Consider the following 15615-nt stretch of genomic DNA (forward strand, 5'->3'; position numbering starts at 1 on the left):
CGACGTGCGCGGGCGAAACAATCGCGCAAGCCTATGCAATGCGGACCTGTGTCACAACCCATTGCGAGGTGGAAGCGTAAATTGGTGGTAAATGCAGGACAGTCCGTCACGTTTCTTCTGGATAGTCCTTAATCTCTTGTTAACTTACTCTGCATACGCTCTTGATCGTATTTCTCGATATTTCAAAGCGAAATTTTCCGCTTTAAATCGATAGGTAAGTCGATAGTCTTGGCACAGTTCTTACGGGATTTGGAACATGCAGCTACGTAACTCATCGGCCCGCTACGGCTGGGTCAGCATTGTTTTGCACTGGGGCGTGGCCCTTGTGGTGTTCGGTCTGTTCGCGTCGGGCCTGTGGATGGTGGGTCTCGACTACTACAGCACCTGGCGTAAGGACGCCCCGGACCTGCACAAAAGCATCGGCATCACGCTGTTCGCCATCATGCTGGTGCGCATTGTCTGGCGTTTGCTCAGCCCGCCGCCGCCCCCGCTTGCCAGCTATAGCCGCATGACGCGTCTGGGGGCTGCGTTTGGCCACGCATTCCTGTATCTCGGGCTGTTTGCCGTGATGATTGCCGGTTACCTGATTTCCACCGCAGACGGTGTCGGGATCCCGGTATTTGGCCTGTTTGAGATTCCTGCACTGGTTTCCGGGCTACCGGACCAGGCAGACACCGCAGGCGTGGTGCATTTGTACCTGGCCTGGGTATTGGTGGTGTTCTCCGGCCTCCATGGTGTGGCTGCGTTGAAACACCATTTCATTGATCGTGATGTGACCCTGGTTCGTATGCTGGGGCGCAAAGCCTGATGTTCAACCTCGACTCACAAGGAATAGAAAGCATGTTGAAAAAGACTCTCGCCGCTCTGGCCATCGGTTCTGCCCTGCTGACTGCCGGTCAGGCGATGGCAGCTGACTACGTTGTCGACAAGGAAGGCCAGCACGCCTTCGTTGACTTCAAGATCAGCCACTTGGGCTACAGCTTCATCACCGGTACGTTCAAGGACCTGGACGGCAAGTTCAGCTTCGATGCTGCCAAGCCTGAAGACAGCAAGATTGAGTTCAACGTCCGCACCGCCAGCGTGTTCACCAACCACGCCGAACGTGACAAGCACATCGCCAGCAAAGACTTCCTGGATGTTGGCAAGTTTGCCGATGCCAAGTTCGTCTCCACCAGCGTCAAGACCACCGGCAAGAATGCTGACGGCAAAGTCACTGCAGACGTGACCGGCGACCTGACCTTCCACGGCGTGACCAAGCCAATCGTCGTCAAGGCCACCTTCCTGGGTGAAGGCAAGGATCCATGGGGCGGCTACCGTGCCGGCTTTGAAGGTACTACTTCCTTCAACCGCCAGGACTTCGGCAAGCAGATGGACCTGGGCCCAGCGTCCAACACCGTTGAGCTGTACGTGACGTTTGAAGGTGTGAAAGCGAAGTAATTTTCGCCCGCTAAACAAAACGCCGACCTTTGTGTCGGCGTTTTTTTTTGTGTCGTTTAAGAAGACTCCTACGCAATTTCAGCTCTTAGCCTGTTTTTTTACGCGACGGATATCTCTATTTCTACACGGTCCCCCCTGACTCTCTAGGAGTAGACCGATGCTGATGAAAACATTTGCTGCACTGACGATGAGCTTCAGCGTGCTTGCTGCAGGCCAGGCCCTGGCTGCGGACTATGTGATCGACAAGGAAGGCCAGCACGCCTTTATCGACTTGAAGGTCAAGCATCTGGAGTACAGCTTTATCACCGGCACCTTCCGAGACCTGGACGGAACGTTCAGTTTTGATGCGACCAAGCCCGAAGACAGCAAGATCGAAGTGAATGTGCGTACCGCCAGTCTGTTCACCAATCACACGGAACGCGACAAGCACCTGCGGGAAAAGGAATACCTCAATGTCGACAAGTTTCCCGACGCCAGGTTTGTTTCTACAGGTGTGAAACTGACCGGCACCAATTCGGAGGGGAAACTCACGGCCGATGTAACGGGTGACCTCACCCTTGGCGGTGTGACGAAATCCATCGTGGTCAAATCAACGTTCCTCGGGGAGGGCGATGACCCATGGGGCGGTTACCGTGCGGGGTTCGAAGGCACCACCAGTATTCTGCGGGAAGACTTTGGCCAGACGGGCAAGCTGTCCCCAGGCTCCAGCCGGATCGAGTTGTACATCACGTTCGAAGGCATAAGGACGAAGTAAGTCTTCGTTGCCCTGAAACAAAAATGCCCCGGATCTCGCGATCCGGGGCATTTTTTATGGCGCTTTGAAAACTCAGCGGTTGCGGGTCAGCAACGCCGGTTTTTCACCACGTGGACGGCCCGGCAGTTGATCCAACTGCTCAGGTGTCAGCGTGCGATCGCTTTTCGACTCTTTGTGGATGATCTTCGGTGCCGGGCCGCCGCGCGGGTTTTGCACCGCTGGCTCCGACAGACGAGGTTGATCATCACTAGCCGGACGACGGTTGCGCGATTCTTCGCGACGGGCCTGGCCGTCACGCGGTGCGCCGTTGCGCGGGCCGCTGCGCTTGGCAGGCGGGGTGCCGGTGGTGGCACCGTTGCTGCTGCGCGGGCCGTTCTGGCGACCTTGTGGCTGGCCGCCAGTGCGTGGCGCAGAACCTGCGCCTGCGCCCTGGGCCGGAGCGCCCGGGCGACGACCACGGCCCTGGGCCGGCTTGGCCTGGGGTACGTAGTCAACGCGGTTACCGAAGTTGTCTACGTCGTCGTCCAGGAACTCGTCCGGCGCTCGGTCGGCAGCAGCACGTGCCGGCTGGCTCGGCTGGCGCTGTTCGCGGGCCGGGGTGCCTTCACGGGGCTTTTGCTCACGAGCCGGGCGTTCGCCACGGCCGTTGGTCGCAGCCTTGTCCTTGCCGCCTTTGTCCTTGCCCTTGTCTTTACGACCGCCACCACCGCCGCCGCCGTTCGGGCCATCGCCCTTCGGACCGCGTGGGTTGTTGCGTGGGTTGCGCACGTCCGGACGCTCGCGCACTTCAGGCTTTTCAGCCTCAACGGCGCTGGAGTCGAAGCCCATCAGGTCGCCGTCGGTGATTTTCTGCTTGGTCATGCGCTCGATGCTTTTCAGCAGCTTTTCTTCGTCCGGAGCGACCAGGGAAATGGCCTCGCCCGAACGACCGGCCCGGCCAGTACGGCCGATACGGTGCACATAGTCTTCGTCGACGTTTGGCAGCTCGAAGTTGACCACGTGTGGCAGCTGGTCGATATCCAGGCCGCGAGCGGCGATGTCGGTGGCGACCAGGATGCGCACTTCACCGGCCTTGAAGTCGGCCAGGGCTTTGGTGCGAGCGTTCTGGCTCTTGTTGCCGTGGATGGCGACGGCGGTGAGGCCGTGCTTGTCCAGGTACTCGGCCAGGCGGTTGGCGCCGTGCTTGGTGCGGGTGAAGACCAATACCTGTTCCCACGCGCCGGCGGTGATCAGGTGGGCCAGCAGCGAACGCTTGTGGGCGGCCGGCAGGCGGAACACGCGCTGCTCGATACGCTCGACCGTGGTGTTCGGCGGCGTGACTTCAATGCGCTCGGGGTTGTGCAACAACTTGCCCGCCAACGCGGTGATGTCGTTGGAGAACGTGGCCGAGAACAGCAGGTTCTGGCGTTTAGCCGGCAGGCGCGCGAGGACCTTTTTCACGTCATGGACAAAGCCCATGTCGAGCATGCGGTCGGCTTCGTCCAGCACGAGGATTTCCACGTGGGACAAATCGACGCTGCCTTGGCCGCACAGGTCGAGCAAACGACCCGGGCATGCAACCAGTACGTCGACACCGCGGGACATGGCCTGAACCTGTGGGTTCATGCCGACGCCGCCGAAGATGCAGGCGCTGACGAACTTCAAGTCGCGGGCATACAGCTTGAAGCTGTCATGCACCTGGGCGGCGAGTTCGCGGGTAGGGGTCAGGACCAGTACGCGCGGTTGGCGCGGGCCATGACGCTGGGATTTGTCCGGGTGACCATTGGGGAACAACCGCTCCAGGATCGGAAGGGCGAAGCCGCCGGTTTTACCAGTACCTGTCTGAGCCGCAACCATCAGGTCGCGACCTTGCAACACGGCGGGAATGGCCCGCTGTTGCACCGGAGTAGGCTCGGTATAGCCCGCTGCCTCGATGGCGCGGACTAAAGCCTCGGAGAGACCGAGGGAAGCAAAGGACATGAGTAATCCTGTTTTAGTTAGGGCTTGGCCCAGAGGGATAGTCTTGCCTGGCGTGAATGGCGTTTAGATGAACGCAATCCCGTCCGGTCCTGCTGGGGCTGGCAGGCACTCAGACGGCTCGCGCGGGCTTGAAAGCTGCGCTGTAGCGGGGTCGGGTGCCTTTTGCAAGACCGAAGCGTCCGGGCGTAAGCCTGGCGGAAAGGCCGGAGTATAACAGAGCAATCACTCTGCGCTGCTTTCCTGCTGCTCAACGGTGCGCGCGGGCACGGCGGATGCGCTGGTTTGGGGGCTGCTGCCTGCATATTTGGCGCTCAAGGCCGCGTAGGCCGGCTCTTGCTTGAAGCGTTTGAGTTCGGCGGCAAAGCGTTGCACCAGCAAATCCATGCCGGCCCCCCGGCGCACGGCGAGGAATTGTGGCTGGCTGCTGACCACCTGGGGTGCCTGGGTGATCTGGCCCTCAAGTCCGAGGGCCTTGAGCACATGCTGGCCGACTCGGCGGTCCGTGATCACCAGGTCGATTCGCCCCAGGGCCAGCTTGCCGAAGTTGGCCTCATGGCTGGCGGCCGGCTCCTGCTTGAACTGTGTGGACTCGCTGAACTCGGCGCCATAGAGGTAACCCGGCGACGTGCCGATGGTCAGGCCACGCAGGTCGTCGAAGGTCTGGAACGGATGTGGTCGCTCGTTGGCGTAGAACAGCACGAACTCCACCTCGGACAGCGGCTCGCTGGGGTACAGCAGCACCGCGTCGCGTTCGTGGCTGTAGAAAATATCCAGTGCGCCATCGGCCTGGCCCTGATCGAGCATCGCCAGGCAGCGCTTCCAGGGCAGAAATTGCCAATCCACATCGATGCCCAAACGCTGGAACACGATCACCGTGGTCTCGTAGTCGAGCCCGCGCATGGTGCCTTTGTCGTCGTATACGTAAGGCGCCCAGGGCTCGGTGACAATGCGCAGTTTCTCGCCATGGGCACCGAGGCTCAGGCAAGCGAAAAGAACAACAGTCAACAACCGGAAAGTGACAGGCATGCCCCGAGATTACGACTGTCTCGGGCTAAAGAGAAGCTCTGGCTCAGTGATCTGCGGGCGCCCGCCGGTTTTACTTACCGGGAGATTTGATCAAGTGTTCGTAGATCGCCTCGCGCCGCTCACCGAGAATCAGCCGCACCACGGGATTGGCAAACCAGTGCTCCAGCAGATGGGCATCAACGGGCCGGCCCTGGCGCTCTTCCTGATTTTGCCGGGCCTTGTCCCACCAAACCGGGCCACACGCCTGGTCGAACTCGTTTTCATGCTCATAGCAGCCGTAGAGGATTTCCCGGATGAACTGCTGCTGGTGCTTGGGCAATATCAGGGTGATCAGCTTGTACATCAGCCGTTGCAGGCGCGGCGGGCGCGGCAGGTGGGCGGAGACCTGGCGGGTATCGTCGAGGGCCGTGACGCTGGTGGGGTTCGCCGCATGCTTGGCGATCCATGCCTTGACCTTGGCCCGGAACAGCTGCTTGCGGCTCCAGTAGTGGTGGATCAGGTCCGGGCATTCGCGCACGTTGAGGGTGCGATAAGCGGCGATGGACAGGCAGAACTCTTCCAGGGTGTAGGCACCCTGGGCATGGGGAAACAGTTCGTCCATCAGCTCGATCGAACGGTCGAGAATGTGCGCGTCCTGCTGCGTCAGGCCCATGACCCCGGAGTTGAGGGTCATCATGTCGTCGTCGGCCACGCCCATGTCCAGCAGGCGTTGGTACAGGGCGCTGTACAGAATGCTTTCGTGGTTGTCGCCGTACTTGGTGTAGAAGGCGTTGCACAGCAGGGTGCCGGGCTGCACGCGTTCAAACAGCGCCAAGGGCGAGTGGTGGAAAAACGTGTCGGTGTCGATCAGCAGCGCCACTTCGGACTCTTGCAGCACCTGCCGCAGCACCACGTGCTTGGTGCGGAAGTGGTAGCCATGGGGCTCGCTCCAGCGTTTACGCGTGGCTTCATCCAGCGGGCGCACCCGTACCGGCAGCAGGCGATAAGGCTCGGGATTGTCGCTGAAGACCTGGATATCGATGCCGGCATCCGGCGTATCCCGCAGGAAGGCCAAGGCACTGGCGATACTGAATACCGCTTCCTGATGGTAAGTCTCGGCGCCGAATACCAGGTACACCAGTTGCGGGCGGGACGTCGGGGCGGTTGTATTCATGGACTGCAGAATTCCGTGGGCGTTTAGAACGGCAAAGGCCCTCGATATGAGGGCCCTGGCATTTCGGAGCAGACCTTAGCGTGGCAGCTTCAGGTTGTTCCAGACAGCGAGGCTTGGCTCAGCCTGGTTCAGGGTATAGAAGTGCAACCCTGGCGCGCCACCTTGCAACAATTGTTCACACATTTCGCTGATGACCTGCTCGCCGAACGCCTGGATGCTCTTGACGTCGTCGCCGTAGGCTTCCAGTTGTTTGCGAATCCAGCGTGGGATTTCCGCGCCGCAGGCGTCAGAGAAACGCGCCAGTTTGCTGTAGTTGGTGATCGGCATGATGCCCGGCACGATCGGGATATTCACACCCATCGCCTGTACACGTTCAACGAAGTAGAAGTAGCTCTCTGCGTTGAAGAAGTACTGGGTGATTGCGCTGTTGGCGCCGGCGTTGGCTTTGCGCACGAAGTTCTGCAAATCATCTTCGAAATTGCGCGCCTGGGGGTGCATCTCCGGATAAGCGGCCACTTCGATGTGGAAGTGATCGCCGGTTTCTTCGCGGATGAAGCTCACCAGGTCATTGGCGTAGCGCAGCTCGCCGCTGGCCATGCCCATGCCGGACGGCAGGTCACCGCGCAGGGCGACGATGCGCTTGATGCCGGCGTGCTTGTATTGGGTCAGCAGGCTGCGCAGGTCGGCCTTGCTGTCGCCCACGCAGGACAAATGCGGAGCAGCAGGGACTTTAACTTCGCTTTCCAGCTGCAACACGGTGTTGATCGTGCGATCGCGGGTGGAGCCACCGGCACCGTAGGTGCAGGAGAAGAAATCGGGGTTGAAGCTGGCCAACTGCTTGGCAGTCGCCATCAGTTTTTCATGCCCAGCATCGGTCTTGGTCGGGAAGAACTCGAAGCTGTAGCGACGGTCTTGGGACATGGTCGTATCCTTGGAAACTCAAAACTGGAAGGCTCACACCGTCAATGTGGGAGCGGGCTTGCTCGCGAATGCGGTGGGTCAGCCATGATTGCTTCGACTGACACTCCGTATTCGCGAGCAAGCCCGCTCCCACACAAGCCCGCTCCGACAGGGAGAGAGCCGGTTACTTAGTAGCGGTAAGCGTGCGGCTTGAACGGGCCTTCGACGGTCACGCCGATGTAGTCGGCCTGGGTCTTGGTCAGTTGAGTCACTACGCCGCCAAAGCCGCGGACCATTTCCAGGGCCACTTCTTCGTCGAGTTTCTTCGGCAGTACTTCCACGGTCAGGCGCTCGGCTTTCTGGGCTGGCGACAGGTCGGCGTATTTCTGGCCGAACAGGAAGATCTGCGCCAGAACCTGGTTGGCGAACGAGCCATCCATGATGCGGCTTGGGTGGCCAGTGGCGTTGCCCAGGTTCACCAGACGGCCTTCGGCCAGCAGGATCAGGTAGTCATCGTTCTGCGGGTCGAAATCACCAGCACCGGTACGGTGAACCTTGTGTACCTGTGGCTTCACTTCTTCCCATGCCCAGTTCTTGCGCATGAAAGCGGTGTCGATTTCGTTGTCGAAGTGACCGATGTTGCACACCACGGCGCGCTTTTTCAGGGCCTTGAGCATGTTCGAGTCGCACACGTTCACGTTGCCGGTGGTGGTCACGATCAGGTCGATCTTGCCCAGCAGTGCTTTGTCGATGCTGGCTTCGGTGCCGTCGTTCTGGCCGTTGATGAACGGCGAAACCACTTCGAAACCGTCCATGCAGGCTTGCATGGCGCAGATCGGGTCAACTTCGGAGACTTTAACGATCATGCCTTCCTGACGCAGGGACTGGGACGAACCCTTGCCCACGTCACCGTAGCCGATCACCAGCGCTTGCTTGCCGGACAACAGGTGGTCGGTGCCACGCTTGATCGCATCGTTCAGGCTATGACGGCAGCCGTACTTGTTGTCGTTCTTGCTCTTGGTCACTGAGTCGTTGACGTTGATGGCCGGGATTTTCAGCTCGCCCTTGGCCAGCATGTCCAGCAGGCGGTGAACGCCGGTGGTGGTTTCTTCGGTCACGCCGTGGACGCGGTCGAGGATCTGCGGGTATTTCTTGTGCAGCAGCTCGGTCAGGTCGCCGCCGTCGTCGAGGATCATGTTGGCATCCCATGGCTTGCCATCCTTGAGGATGGTTTGCTCCAGGCACCACTCGTACTCTTCTTCTGTCTCGCCTTTCCAGGCGTAAACAGCGATCCCGGCAGCAGCGATAGCGGCAGCAGCCTGGTCTTGAGTCGAGAAAATGTTGCAAGACGACCAACGTACTTCGGCACCCAGGGCAACCAGGGTTTCGATCAGCACGGCAGTCTGAATGGTCATGTGGATGCAGCCGAGAATCTTCGCGCCCTTGAGCGGCTGCTCAGCGGCGTACTTGCGGCGCAGGCCCATCAGGGCTGGCATTTCGGATTCGGCGATAAAGGTTTCGCGACGGCCCCAGGCAGCGAGGGACATATCGGCGACTTTGTAGTCGGTAAAACCTGCAGGCGTGATTACAGCGCTCATGAAGAGCCTCCATTCGTAGTGTGCGAATGGGCGCCGTTGTGCGTTTAGTATCAGGCCCAATTAACCAGGCCAGACAACGCCCCATCCGAGCCTGACAGGTCGAGCCTGCTGCAGCGCCCCTCGGACAGGTGGCGGGAGAACGGTATCAATCGAAGATGACCGTTTTGAAGCGGAGGCGATTATAGCCGCCTGCGCCTGACTTCTAAAGCCTTTCTGTCGGCGGCATGAAGATCGCTCATGGGGTTGATAGCCAATGGCTCATAGAGCTTGGGGCCGGCCTCTGCCATGATGTTGACCATCATTTCGCAACACGCTTTGGAGTGAACATGAACTTCCACACCCGCAAATGGGTAAAACCCGAAGACCTCAACCCCAACGGCACCCTGTTCGGTGGCAGCCTGCTGCGCTGGATCGACGAAGAAGCCGCCATCTACGCGATTGTCCAGTTGGGCAACCAGCGGGTGGTGACCAAGTACATTTCTGAAATCAACTTTGTCAGCGCCTCGCGCCAGGGCGACATCATCGAGTTGGGCATCACCGCCACCGAGTTCGGCCGCACCTCCATCACCCTGACCTGCGAAGTGCGTAACAAGATCACGCGCAAGAGCATTCTGACGGTGGAAAAAATGGTCTTCGTGAACCTGGGCGAAGACGGTTTGCCGGCGCCCCATGGCCGCACCGAGATCAAGTACGTGAAGGATCAGTTTCAGTCGGAAGGCCTCGGCGAGTAATCCTGCGCTGGGCCAGTGAACGCTCTTGATCAACCATAGGTCGTACCTGAACATCGCCCCCCGTTCAGGTATCACCATGGCCACCCAAGAAGACGGCAAGACCCCCAATCTGTCGCAGGAAGAACAGCACGACGTCGACAAGAACCAGCCGCCTCGCGCGGCGGTTCTGCATGAAATCATCCGCACTCAAGGCGACCAGGAGCTGGAGCGCAATGTCGCCGCGTTGTGGTGGTCGGCGCTGGCCGCTGGCCTGACCATGGGCCTGTCGCTGATGGGCATGGGCTTGCTCAACTCGCGCCTGCCGGATGGCGAAGAGTTCAAGGTGATAGCCAGTTTTGGCTACTGCGCAGGTTTTCTGGCGGTGATCCTCGCCCGTCAGCAGTTGTTCACCGAAAACACCCTGACAGCGGTGTTGCCGGTGATGAGCAAACCCACGCTGAATAATTTCGGACGTCTGCTGCGTTTATGGGCAGTGGTGCTGGTGGGCAACCTGTGCGGCACCTTGCTGGTGGCGTACGTGATGCTGCACTTGCCGATCTTTGACACCAAGACCGACCTGGCCTTCCTGGAAATCGGGCGCAAGGTCATGGAAAACGACGCCTCCCAGATGTTCGCCAAGGGCATTGTCTCCGGCTGGATGATCGCCACCATGGTCTGGATGATCCCGTCCATGGAAAGCGCCAAAATCTGGATCATCATCCTGATCACCTACCTGATGGCACTGGGAGACTTCACCCACATCGTGGTGGGCTCGGCGGAAGTGTCGTACCTGGTATTTGCCGGCGAGTTGCCGTGGAAAGACTTCTGGCTGGTGTTCGCCGGGCCGACATTGGCGGGCAATATCATCGGCGGCAGCTTTATCTTTGCGCTGATCAGCCATGCGCAGATTCGCAGCGAAAGCAGCCTGCCAGGCAAAGCCGCTGCGGACCCGAGGCATCCGCAGCAGATCAAAAAGGATCAGTGAGTCTCCGGCGCCGCAGCAGGCGCCGGATCATCCTTGGTCACGTGCTTGACCAGCTTGCCGATGCTCAAGCCCTGCAACAGGATCGAGGACAGCACCACGATGTAGGTGATGCTCAGCAGCAAGTCGCGCTCCGGGCCCAACGGCAGGGCCAGGGCCAATGCCACGGAAACCCCACCGCGCAAGCCGCCCCATGTAAGGATGCGGATGGTGCCGCGGGGCACCGTGCGCCAGCGCCGCAGCAGCAGGATCGCCGGGGCGACCGTCAGCAGGCGTGACAACAGGATCGCCACCGCCAGCAAACTGGCGGCCAGCACGTGCAGCCAGTTGAACGGCAACAGCAGCAATTCCATGCCGATCAGCGCGAACAGCAGGGCGTTGAGCATGTCATCCAGCAGTTCCCAGAAACCGTCCAGGTAGCGACGGGTCATGTCGTTCATTGCCAGCTTGCGGCCCAGGTTGCCGATGATCAGTCCCGCCACCACCATCGCAATCGGTGCCGAGACGTGCAACTCGGTGGCCATTGCCGAGCCGCCGATCACCAGGGCGAGGGTCAGCATCACTTCGATCTGGTACTGCTCGATGCTCTTGATCATCAGGTACACGATGTAGCCGATCAGCCCGCCGAACACCACGCCACCAATGGCCTCATGGGCAAACAGCATGGCCGTGGCGCCAACCGTAGGCGTCTCGCCCAGCTGCGCGATGCCCAACAACACCGTGAACACCACCACCGCCGTGCCGTCGTTGAACAGCGATTCGCCGACAATGGTGGTCTTCAGCGGCTTGGACGCGTTGGCGGTTCGCAGCACACCGAGTACGGCAATCGGGTCGGTGGGGGAAATCAGCGCGCCGAACAGCAGGCAATACAGGAAGCTTACGTGCCAGCCGAACAGGGCAAAGATGTAGAAGGCCAGGCTGCCGATCACCACCGTGGCGATCAATACGCCGAAGGTGGCGAGCAGGCCGATGGGCCAGCGGTAGCTGCGCAGGTCGCTCAGGTTGACGTGCAAGGCGCCGGCGAACAGCAGGAACGAGAGCATCCAGTTCATCAGCAAGTCGCCGAAGTCGATCTGGCCGATCAACTGCTGGATGCGTTCTTCAAGGCCGGGGTAGCCGATAAAGCTCAAACCTTGCAGCAGCAGGGAAAACATCAGCGCCGTCACCATCACGCCGATGGTGGGCGGCAGGCCGATGAAGCGGTAATTCACGTAAGTGAGCAGGGTGGTGAGGCAAATAAACGCAGCGACAAGTTCAAGCATCCGGGGTCCTTGGATGGGGGGGTGAGTAGTTAGTTGGATAGGTGGACCGCAGCGAGGCGGCGACGTTGCAAGCAGATGGAGAAAAGTGCCGTCAGGCATACGCTCGGGTCGATGAGGATCGGGCAGCAGCAAAAAATTATGGGTAGAGGTCTTTGCGCAACTGAGTGCGGCGTGGTTGGCTTTAGTATAAACAGGTGCTGACATATGGTGCATCAATTCTGCTGTTTCTGACGGGGGAGTCACGAGTGATTGCAACAGCTCTGGTACTGGTAGCGGCGCTGTTGCATGCGACGTGGAACACCTTGATCAAATTCAGCGGCGAACGCCTGTTGGTGATCGCGTGCATGGACACGGTGGCGTTGCTGTTTGTCTTGCTGGCGGTAGGTTTCGTGTCGTTGCCGCCGCTGGAAATCTGGCCATGGATCATCGCCTCGGCGCTGTTTGAATTGCTCTATCGCTACCTGCTGATCCAGGCCTATCGGGTGGGTGACCTGGGGTTGGTGTACCCGTTGATGCGTGGGCTGTCGCCTCTGGTGGTGCTGGTGCTGACGCTGGTGTTTGCCGGTGAGGTGCTCAGCACCCAACAGATCCTCGGCATTCTGCTGATTCCGTTCGGCATGCTGTGCCTGTTGTGGCAAGGCGGTGGTGGCGAGCGGTTGCCCTGGTCGATGTTGCCGGTGGTGGCGCTGATTGGCCTGTGCATCGGTTGCTACACCTTCCTCGACGGCCAGGCGTTGCGCCGTTGGTCGCACCCGCTGGATTATCTGGTGTGGCTGACGCTGATCAGCGCCTGGCCGTTTCCGTTACTGGCGGTGGTGCGCAAGCGGGCGGCGTTCGGCCTTTTCTGGCGTACCCAGTGGCGGCTGGGGCTGAGTGTCGGGTTGTGCGTGTTGTTGAGCTACGCTCTGGTGCTTTGGGCCATGCAATTGGGCTCGATTGCCGAGGCTGCCGCGCTGCGGGAAGTCAGCGTGATCCTGGTGGTGCTGTTCGGTATGCGTTACCTGAAAGAACCTTTCGGCCGCCCGCGGCTCATAGCCTGTGGGTTGGTGCTGATCGGCATGTTCGTGATGAAGCTCTAACCGTCGGACAAAACTAAAAAAGGAATGGGTTATGACAGTCGCTTTCTGGTGTGTGTTGATCGCAATTTTTCTGCCGTACCTGTGCACGGGCGTGGCCAAGTTCAGCGGTGGCAAGTTCGGGCCCCGGGATAACCATGATCCGCGTGCCTTCCTGGATACGCTGGAGGGGTTTGCCAAGCGTGCCCACAGTGCGCAACTCAACAGCTTTGAAGTGACCCCGGCCTTTGCGGCGGCGGTGATCATCGCCCATTTGGCCGGCGCGGCGTCGCTGGTGACGATCAACGTGCTGGCGGTGCTGTTTATTACCAGCCGGTTGCTTTACATCATCTGCTATCTGGCGGACTGGGCGATGCTGCGGTCGGTGGTGTGGGCGGTGGGGATGGCGTTGATTGCGAGTTTCTTCTTCGTCTCGATCTAAAGCCTGACACTGTTCAAATGTGGGAGCGGGCTTGCTCGCGAATGCGGTGGATCAGTCGATACATCCGGTGACTGACACACCGCATTCGCGAGCAAGCCCGCTCCCACACAAGCCCGCTCCCACATAGACCCTTGGTGTTCTTCAGGTGCCTGTCGGCGCATCGGGCACTTTCGGCAGCGCTGCGCCTTTTGGCCACAGCATCCAGATCTGGCCCTGCTGCTTCATGTTGCCCGCCAACTCACCAGCGGCATCACCGGTTCCCCAGAACAGGTCGGCGCGCACTTCGCCGGTAATTGCACCGCCGGTATCCTGCGCAGCCACCGGGCGGGCAATCGGTGCGCCATCCGGTCGCGTAGTCGACAGCCATAACAGGCTGCCCAGCGGAATCACCTTGCGATCCACCGCAACGCTATAACCCGCGGTCAACGGCACGTTCAGCGAGCCTCGCGGGCCTTCGTTGCTGTCGGGGCGGGCGCTGAAGAACACGTAGCTGGGGTTGCTTGCCAGCAATTCAGGAATGCGCTGCGGATTCGCCTTGGCCCATGCTGCGATGGCGCCCATGGTCACGTCTTCTTTTTTCAGCTCACCTTGCTCAACCAGCCAGCGACCGATGGGGCGGTACGGGTAGCCGTTCTGGTCGCCGTAACCGACACGCAATTGGCGGCCATCATCCAGTTGGATGCGGCCCGAACCCTGAATCTGCAGGAATTGCAGGTCCATCGGATTGGTCAGCCAGGCGATAGGCTTGGCGGTGGAGCCTTGCTGGTTGATGGCGCTGGCGTCGTCATAGGGTTTGAGTACCCGACCTTCCAGGCGACCGCGCAGGCGTTTGCCCTTGAGTTCCGGGTAGATACTTTCCAGGTTGACGATGATCAGGTCATCCGGCACGCCGAATACCGGCACGTGGGCGGTAGGGGTTTCGGTGAGGCTACCGGGGTAAACCGGTTCGTAGTAACCGGTGATCAGGCCGTTGGGGCTGTTGTCAGCCGAACGCAGGCCGTAGACATCAAGGTTGGCCTTGAGGAAGTCGCGAATCGCCACTGCGGTCGACGGTACGGTGGCTGATGCCGCGCACGTCGTGCCCCACACTGGATCAGCCTTGAGTCGTTGGCAGGCACTGCGCCAGGATTCGAAGCCGGCTTGCAGGTCGCTGTCCGATACCGCCGGCAAGTTTTCCCAGGTGGCACTGGTGTAGGTCGCGATGGCGTGGGGCTTGGCTTTTTCATCTTTGCCGGTGTCGCAACCGGCCAGCAACGCGATCATTGGCAGAGCCCACGCCAGGCTGCGGCTCCAGGGTTTAAAGCGGGTATTCATACACAAAATTCCTGAGGCGATTGCCCGCGCGGGTTGGCGCTCGAACAACCCTTATTATTAATAGGGGTATTGGTCTTTACAGGCGGGGCGAGGATACTGGCCGCCGTTTCCCGTGACCTTGAGCCATCATGACTTTTAAAAGACTGACCGTTGTATTGCTGGCCTGCCTGACACTGTCCGCCTGTGGCGGAGTTGATCCGAATTCGCCCCTTGGCCAGCGCAAGGCGATTTTCAAGCAGATGCTCAAGACCGGCGAAGACCTGGGCGGCATGCTGCGTGGACGCCTTCCGTTCGACGGCGCTAAATTTGCCGAAGGCGCGGTCAAGCTTGATACGTTGTCCCATGAACCGTGGAAACATTTCCCGAGCGTGCGTGAAGAAGACCACACCAGCGCCAAGGACGACGTGTGGCAGCAACAGGCACGCTTCCAGGAGATGGCCCGCAACCTTGAAGCGGCCACCGGTGAATTGGTGATCGCCAGCCAAGTCCAGCCCTACAAGGCCAGTAACCTGGGGCCGGCCGTGCAGAAAGTCGAAGATGCCTGCACCGCGTGCCATAAACAGTTCCGCGATCACTGAGGCGTCTTACTTGTCCAGATCGTCCAGGGCTTCCTGCAAGTCCTTGCGTGACTGGGCTAGCTTGTCCTTGCGCTTGTTGATCTTGTCGGAATCACCCTTTTTCATCGCCTTGTCGAGGTCGGCCTGACGCCGGCTGACTTCGTGCTTGGCGTCGAGCACCTTGTTTTCGCGCTCCTTTTTCAAGGAGGCGTCGGTGCAATTGGCGGTGACTTCACTCAAGGCTTTTTCCAGGCCGGCTTGCTGCTCGCTGTTGCCGTGGGCCTTGGCTTGTTCGATCTGGGTGCTGATGGCCTGGCGCTTGGCGGCGCAGCCGGTGAGCTGCGGGGTTTCCTCGGCCGCCAGCAGTGGTGTGGCCATAAAGGTTGCGACGGTCAACAAGGCAAAAGGTGCGAGAAACTTCATAAAGGCTCCAAAGGAAACAAGGTCGCAATCAGGTGGGCAGGAT

The 15615-nt window shown here is 60.0% G+C and carries 16 protein-coding genes and 1 riboswitch; of the genes, 8 read left to right on the forward strand and 8 right to left on the reverse strand.

The genetic code is table 11. The features are described from left to right. Positions 1-256: 256 nt before the first annotated feature. The 3 genes from HBJ59_RS16270 (at position 257) to HBJ59_RS16280 (ending at position 2191) form a co-directional block, all read left to right on the forward strand. Positions 257-808 carry a cytochrome b gene (locus HBJ59_RS16270; protein WP_167664115.1) on the forward strand — a complete coding sequence of 184 codons (552 nt, stop codon included), beginning with the start codon at positions 257-259 and terminating at the stop codon, positions 806-808. A 32-nt stretch (positions 809-840) separates the two neighbouring features. Then, on the forward strand, positions 841-1437 hold the full coding sequence (locus tag HBJ59_RS16275) for a YceI family protein (protein WP_076017769.1): 597 nt from the start codon (positions 841-843) through the stop codon (positions 1435-1437). A gap of 157 nt (positions 1438-1594) precedes the next feature. Continuing rightward, on the forward strand, positions 1595-2191 hold the full coding sequence (locus HBJ59_RS16280; protein WP_076017770.1) for a YceI family protein: 597 nt from the start codon (positions 1595-1597) through the stop codon (positions 2189-2191). A 72-nt stretch (positions 2192-2263) separates the two neighbouring features. On the opposite strand, the gene HBJ59_RS16285 is transcribed toward HBJ59_RS16280, so the two are convergent. From HBJ59_RS16285 to ahcY, 5 genes are all read right to left on the reverse strand, one after another. Further along, positions 2264-4150, reverse strand: coding sequence for a DEAD/DEAH box helicase (locus HBJ59_RS16285; RefSeq protein ID WP_076017771.1), 1887 nt, complete (start codon positions 4148-4150; stop codon positions 2264-2266). Between the two features lie 222 nt (positions 4151-4372). After that, positions 4373-5176 carry an ABC transporter substrate-binding protein gene (locus HBJ59_RS16290; RefSeq protein WP_167664116.1) on the reverse strand — a complete coding sequence of 268 codons (804 nt, stop codon included), beginning with the start codon at positions 5174-5176 and terminating at the stop codon, positions 4373-4375. A 70-nt stretch (positions 5177-5246) separates the two neighbouring features. Beyond that, positions 5247-6329, reverse strand: a complete 1083-nt coding sequence (locus HBJ59_RS16295; RefSeq protein WP_076017773.1) for a hypothetical protein — start codon at positions 6327-6329, stop codon at positions 5247-5249. Positions 6330-6404: 75 nt separating this feature from the next. Further along, positions 6405-7250 (reverse strand): methylenetetrahydrofolate reductase [NAD(P)H], encoded by an 846-nt coding sequence (gene metF, locus HBJ59_RS16300; RefSeq protein WP_076017774.1) that lies wholly within the window; start codon positions 7248-7250, stop codon positions 6405-6407. Positions 7251-7417: 167 nt separating this feature from the next. Further along, a complete protein-coding gene (ahcY, locus tag HBJ59_RS16305) occupies positions 7418-8827 on the reverse strand; it encodes an adenosylhomocysteinase (RefSeq protein ID WP_076017775.1) in 1410 nt (469 codons plus the stop codon). A gap of 21 nt (positions 8828-8848) precedes the next feature. Beyond that, positions 8849-8955: riboswitch (S-adenosyl-L-homocysteine riboswitch) on the reverse strand. 198 nt (positions 8956-9153) lie between these two features. Between ahcY and HBJ59_RS16310 the strand changes: the two genes are divergently transcribed. Beyond that, positions 9154-9558, forward strand: coding sequence for an acyl-CoA thioesterase (locus HBJ59_RS16310; protein WP_003216852.1), 405 nt, complete (start codon positions 9154-9156; stop codon positions 9556-9558). 76 nt (positions 9559-9634) lie between these two features. Beyond that, positions 9635-10522: a formate/nitrite transporter family protein gene (locus HBJ59_RS16315; protein WP_076017922.1), complete on the forward strand. Its 888-nt coding sequence runs from the start codon at positions 9635-9637 to the stop codon at positions 10520-10522. Here the strand turns inward: HBJ59_RS16315 and HBJ59_RS16320 are convergent. Next, positions 10516-11781 (reverse strand): sodium:proton antiporter, encoded by a 1266-nt coding sequence (locus HBJ59_RS16320; RefSeq protein WP_076017777.1) that lies wholly within the window; start codon positions 11779-11781, stop codon positions 10516-10518. The genes HBJ59_RS16315 and HBJ59_RS16320 overlap by 7 nt on opposite strands. 245 nt (positions 11782-12026) lie before the next feature. Between HBJ59_RS16320 and HBJ59_RS16325 the strand changes: the two genes are divergently transcribed. Further along, the gene (locus HBJ59_RS16325; protein ID WP_167664117.1) at positions 12027-12860 is read left to right on the forward strand and encodes an EamA family transporter; all 834 of its coding nucleotides are present in this window, start codon (positions 12027-12029) and stop codon (positions 12858-12860) included. A gap of 31 nt (positions 12861-12891) precedes the next feature. After that, on the forward strand, positions 12892-13278 hold the full coding sequence (locus HBJ59_RS16330; protein ID WP_167664118.1) for an MAPEG family protein: 387 nt from the start codon (positions 12892-12894) through the stop codon (positions 13276-13278). 141 nt (positions 13279-13419) lie between these two features. Here the strand turns inward: HBJ59_RS16330 and HBJ59_RS16335 are convergent, their stop codons facing one another. Then, positions 13420-14592, reverse strand: a complete 1173-nt coding sequence (locus HBJ59_RS16335) for a murein transglycosylase A (protein ID WP_167664119.1) — start codon at positions 14590-14592, stop codon at positions 13420-13422. A 128-nt stretch (positions 14593-14720) separates the two neighbouring features. Between HBJ59_RS16335 and HBJ59_RS16340 the strand changes: the two genes are divergently transcribed. Continuing rightward, positions 14721-15170 carry a cytochrome c gene (locus tag HBJ59_RS16340; RefSeq protein ID WP_167664120.1) on the forward strand — a complete coding sequence of 150 codons (450 nt, stop codon included), beginning with the start codon at positions 14721-14723 and terminating at the stop codon, positions 15168-15170. A gap of 6 nt (positions 15171-15176) precedes the next feature. Here the strand turns inward: HBJ59_RS16340 and HBJ59_RS16345 are convergent, their stop codons facing one another. Continuing rightward, a complete protein-coding gene (locus tag HBJ59_RS16345) occupies positions 15177-15572 on the reverse strand; it encodes a DUF1090 domain-containing protein (protein WP_076017782.1) in 396 nt (131 codons plus the stop codon). Positions 15573-15615 lie beyond the last annotated feature (43 nt).

The sequence above is a fragment of the Pseudomonas sp. AN3A02 genome, assembly GCF_011765255.1.
In the GTDB taxonomy this organism is placed as follows: Bacteria; Pseudomonadota; Gammaproteobacteria; order Pseudomonadales; family Pseudomonadaceae; genus Aquipseudomonas.

Excerpts from the sequence above, each read along its gene's own strand:
- HBJ59_RS16295 (WP_076017773.1), bottom strand. The coding sequence starts at position 6,329 with ATGAATACAACCGCCCCGACGTCCCGCCCGCAACTGGTGTACCTGGTA.
- HBJ59_RS16290 (WP_167664116.1), bottom strand. The coding sequence starts at position 5,176 with ATGCCTGTCACTTTCCGGTTGTTGACTGTTGTTCTTTTCGCTTGCCTG.
- metF (WP_076017774.1), bottom strand. The coding sequence starts at position 7,250 with ATGTCCCAAGACCGTCGCTACAGCTTCGAGTTCTTCCCGACCAAGACC.
- HBJ59_RS16275 (WP_076017769.1), top strand. The coding sequence starts at position 841 with ATGTTGAAAAAGACTCTCGCCGCTCTGGCCATCGGTTCTGCCCTGCTG.
- HBJ59_RS16280 (WP_076017770.1), top strand. The coding sequence starts at position 1,595 with ATGCTGATGAAAACATTTGCTGCACTGACGATGAGCTTCAGCGTGCTT.
- HBJ59_RS16285 (WP_076017771.1), bottom strand. The coding sequence starts at position 4,150 with ATGTCCTTTGCTTCCCTCGGTCTCTCCGAGGCTTTAGTCCGCGCCATC.
- HBJ59_RS16340 (WP_167664120.1), top strand. The coding sequence starts at position 14,721 with ATGACTTTTAAAAGACTGACCGTTGTATTGCTGGCCTGCCTGACACTG.
- HBJ59_RS16345 (WP_076017782.1), bottom strand. The coding sequence starts at position 15,572 with ATGAAGTTTCTCGCACCTTTTGCCTTGTTGACCGTCGCAACCTTTATG.
- HBJ59_RS16270 (WP_167664115.1), top strand. The coding sequence starts at position 257 with ATGCAGCTACGTAACTCATCGGCCCGCTACGGCTGGGTCAGCATTGTT.
- HBJ59_RS16330 (WP_167664118.1), top strand. The coding sequence starts at position 12,892 with ATGACAGTCGCTTTCTGGTGTGTGTTGATCGCAATTTTTCTGCCGTAC.
- HBJ59_RS16315 (WP_076017922.1), top strand. The coding sequence starts at position 9,635 with ATGGCCACCCAAGAAGACGGCAAGACCCCCAATCTGTCGCAGGAAGAA.
- HBJ59_RS16310 (WP_003216852.1), top strand. The coding sequence starts at position 9,154 with ATGAACTTCCACACCCGCAAATGGGTAAAACCCGAAGACCTCAACCCC.
- HBJ59_RS16320 (WP_076017777.1), bottom strand. The coding sequence starts at position 11,781 with ATGCTTGAACTTGTCGCTGCGTTTATTTGCCTCACCACCCTGCTCACT.
- ahcY (WP_076017775.1), bottom strand. The coding sequence starts at position 8,827 with ATGAGCGCTGTAATCACGCCTGCAGGTTTTACCGACTACAAAGTCGCC.
- HBJ59_RS16335 (WP_167664119.1), bottom strand. The coding sequence starts at position 14,592 with ATGAATACCCGCTTTAAACCCTGGAGCCGCAGCCTGGCGTGGGCTCTG.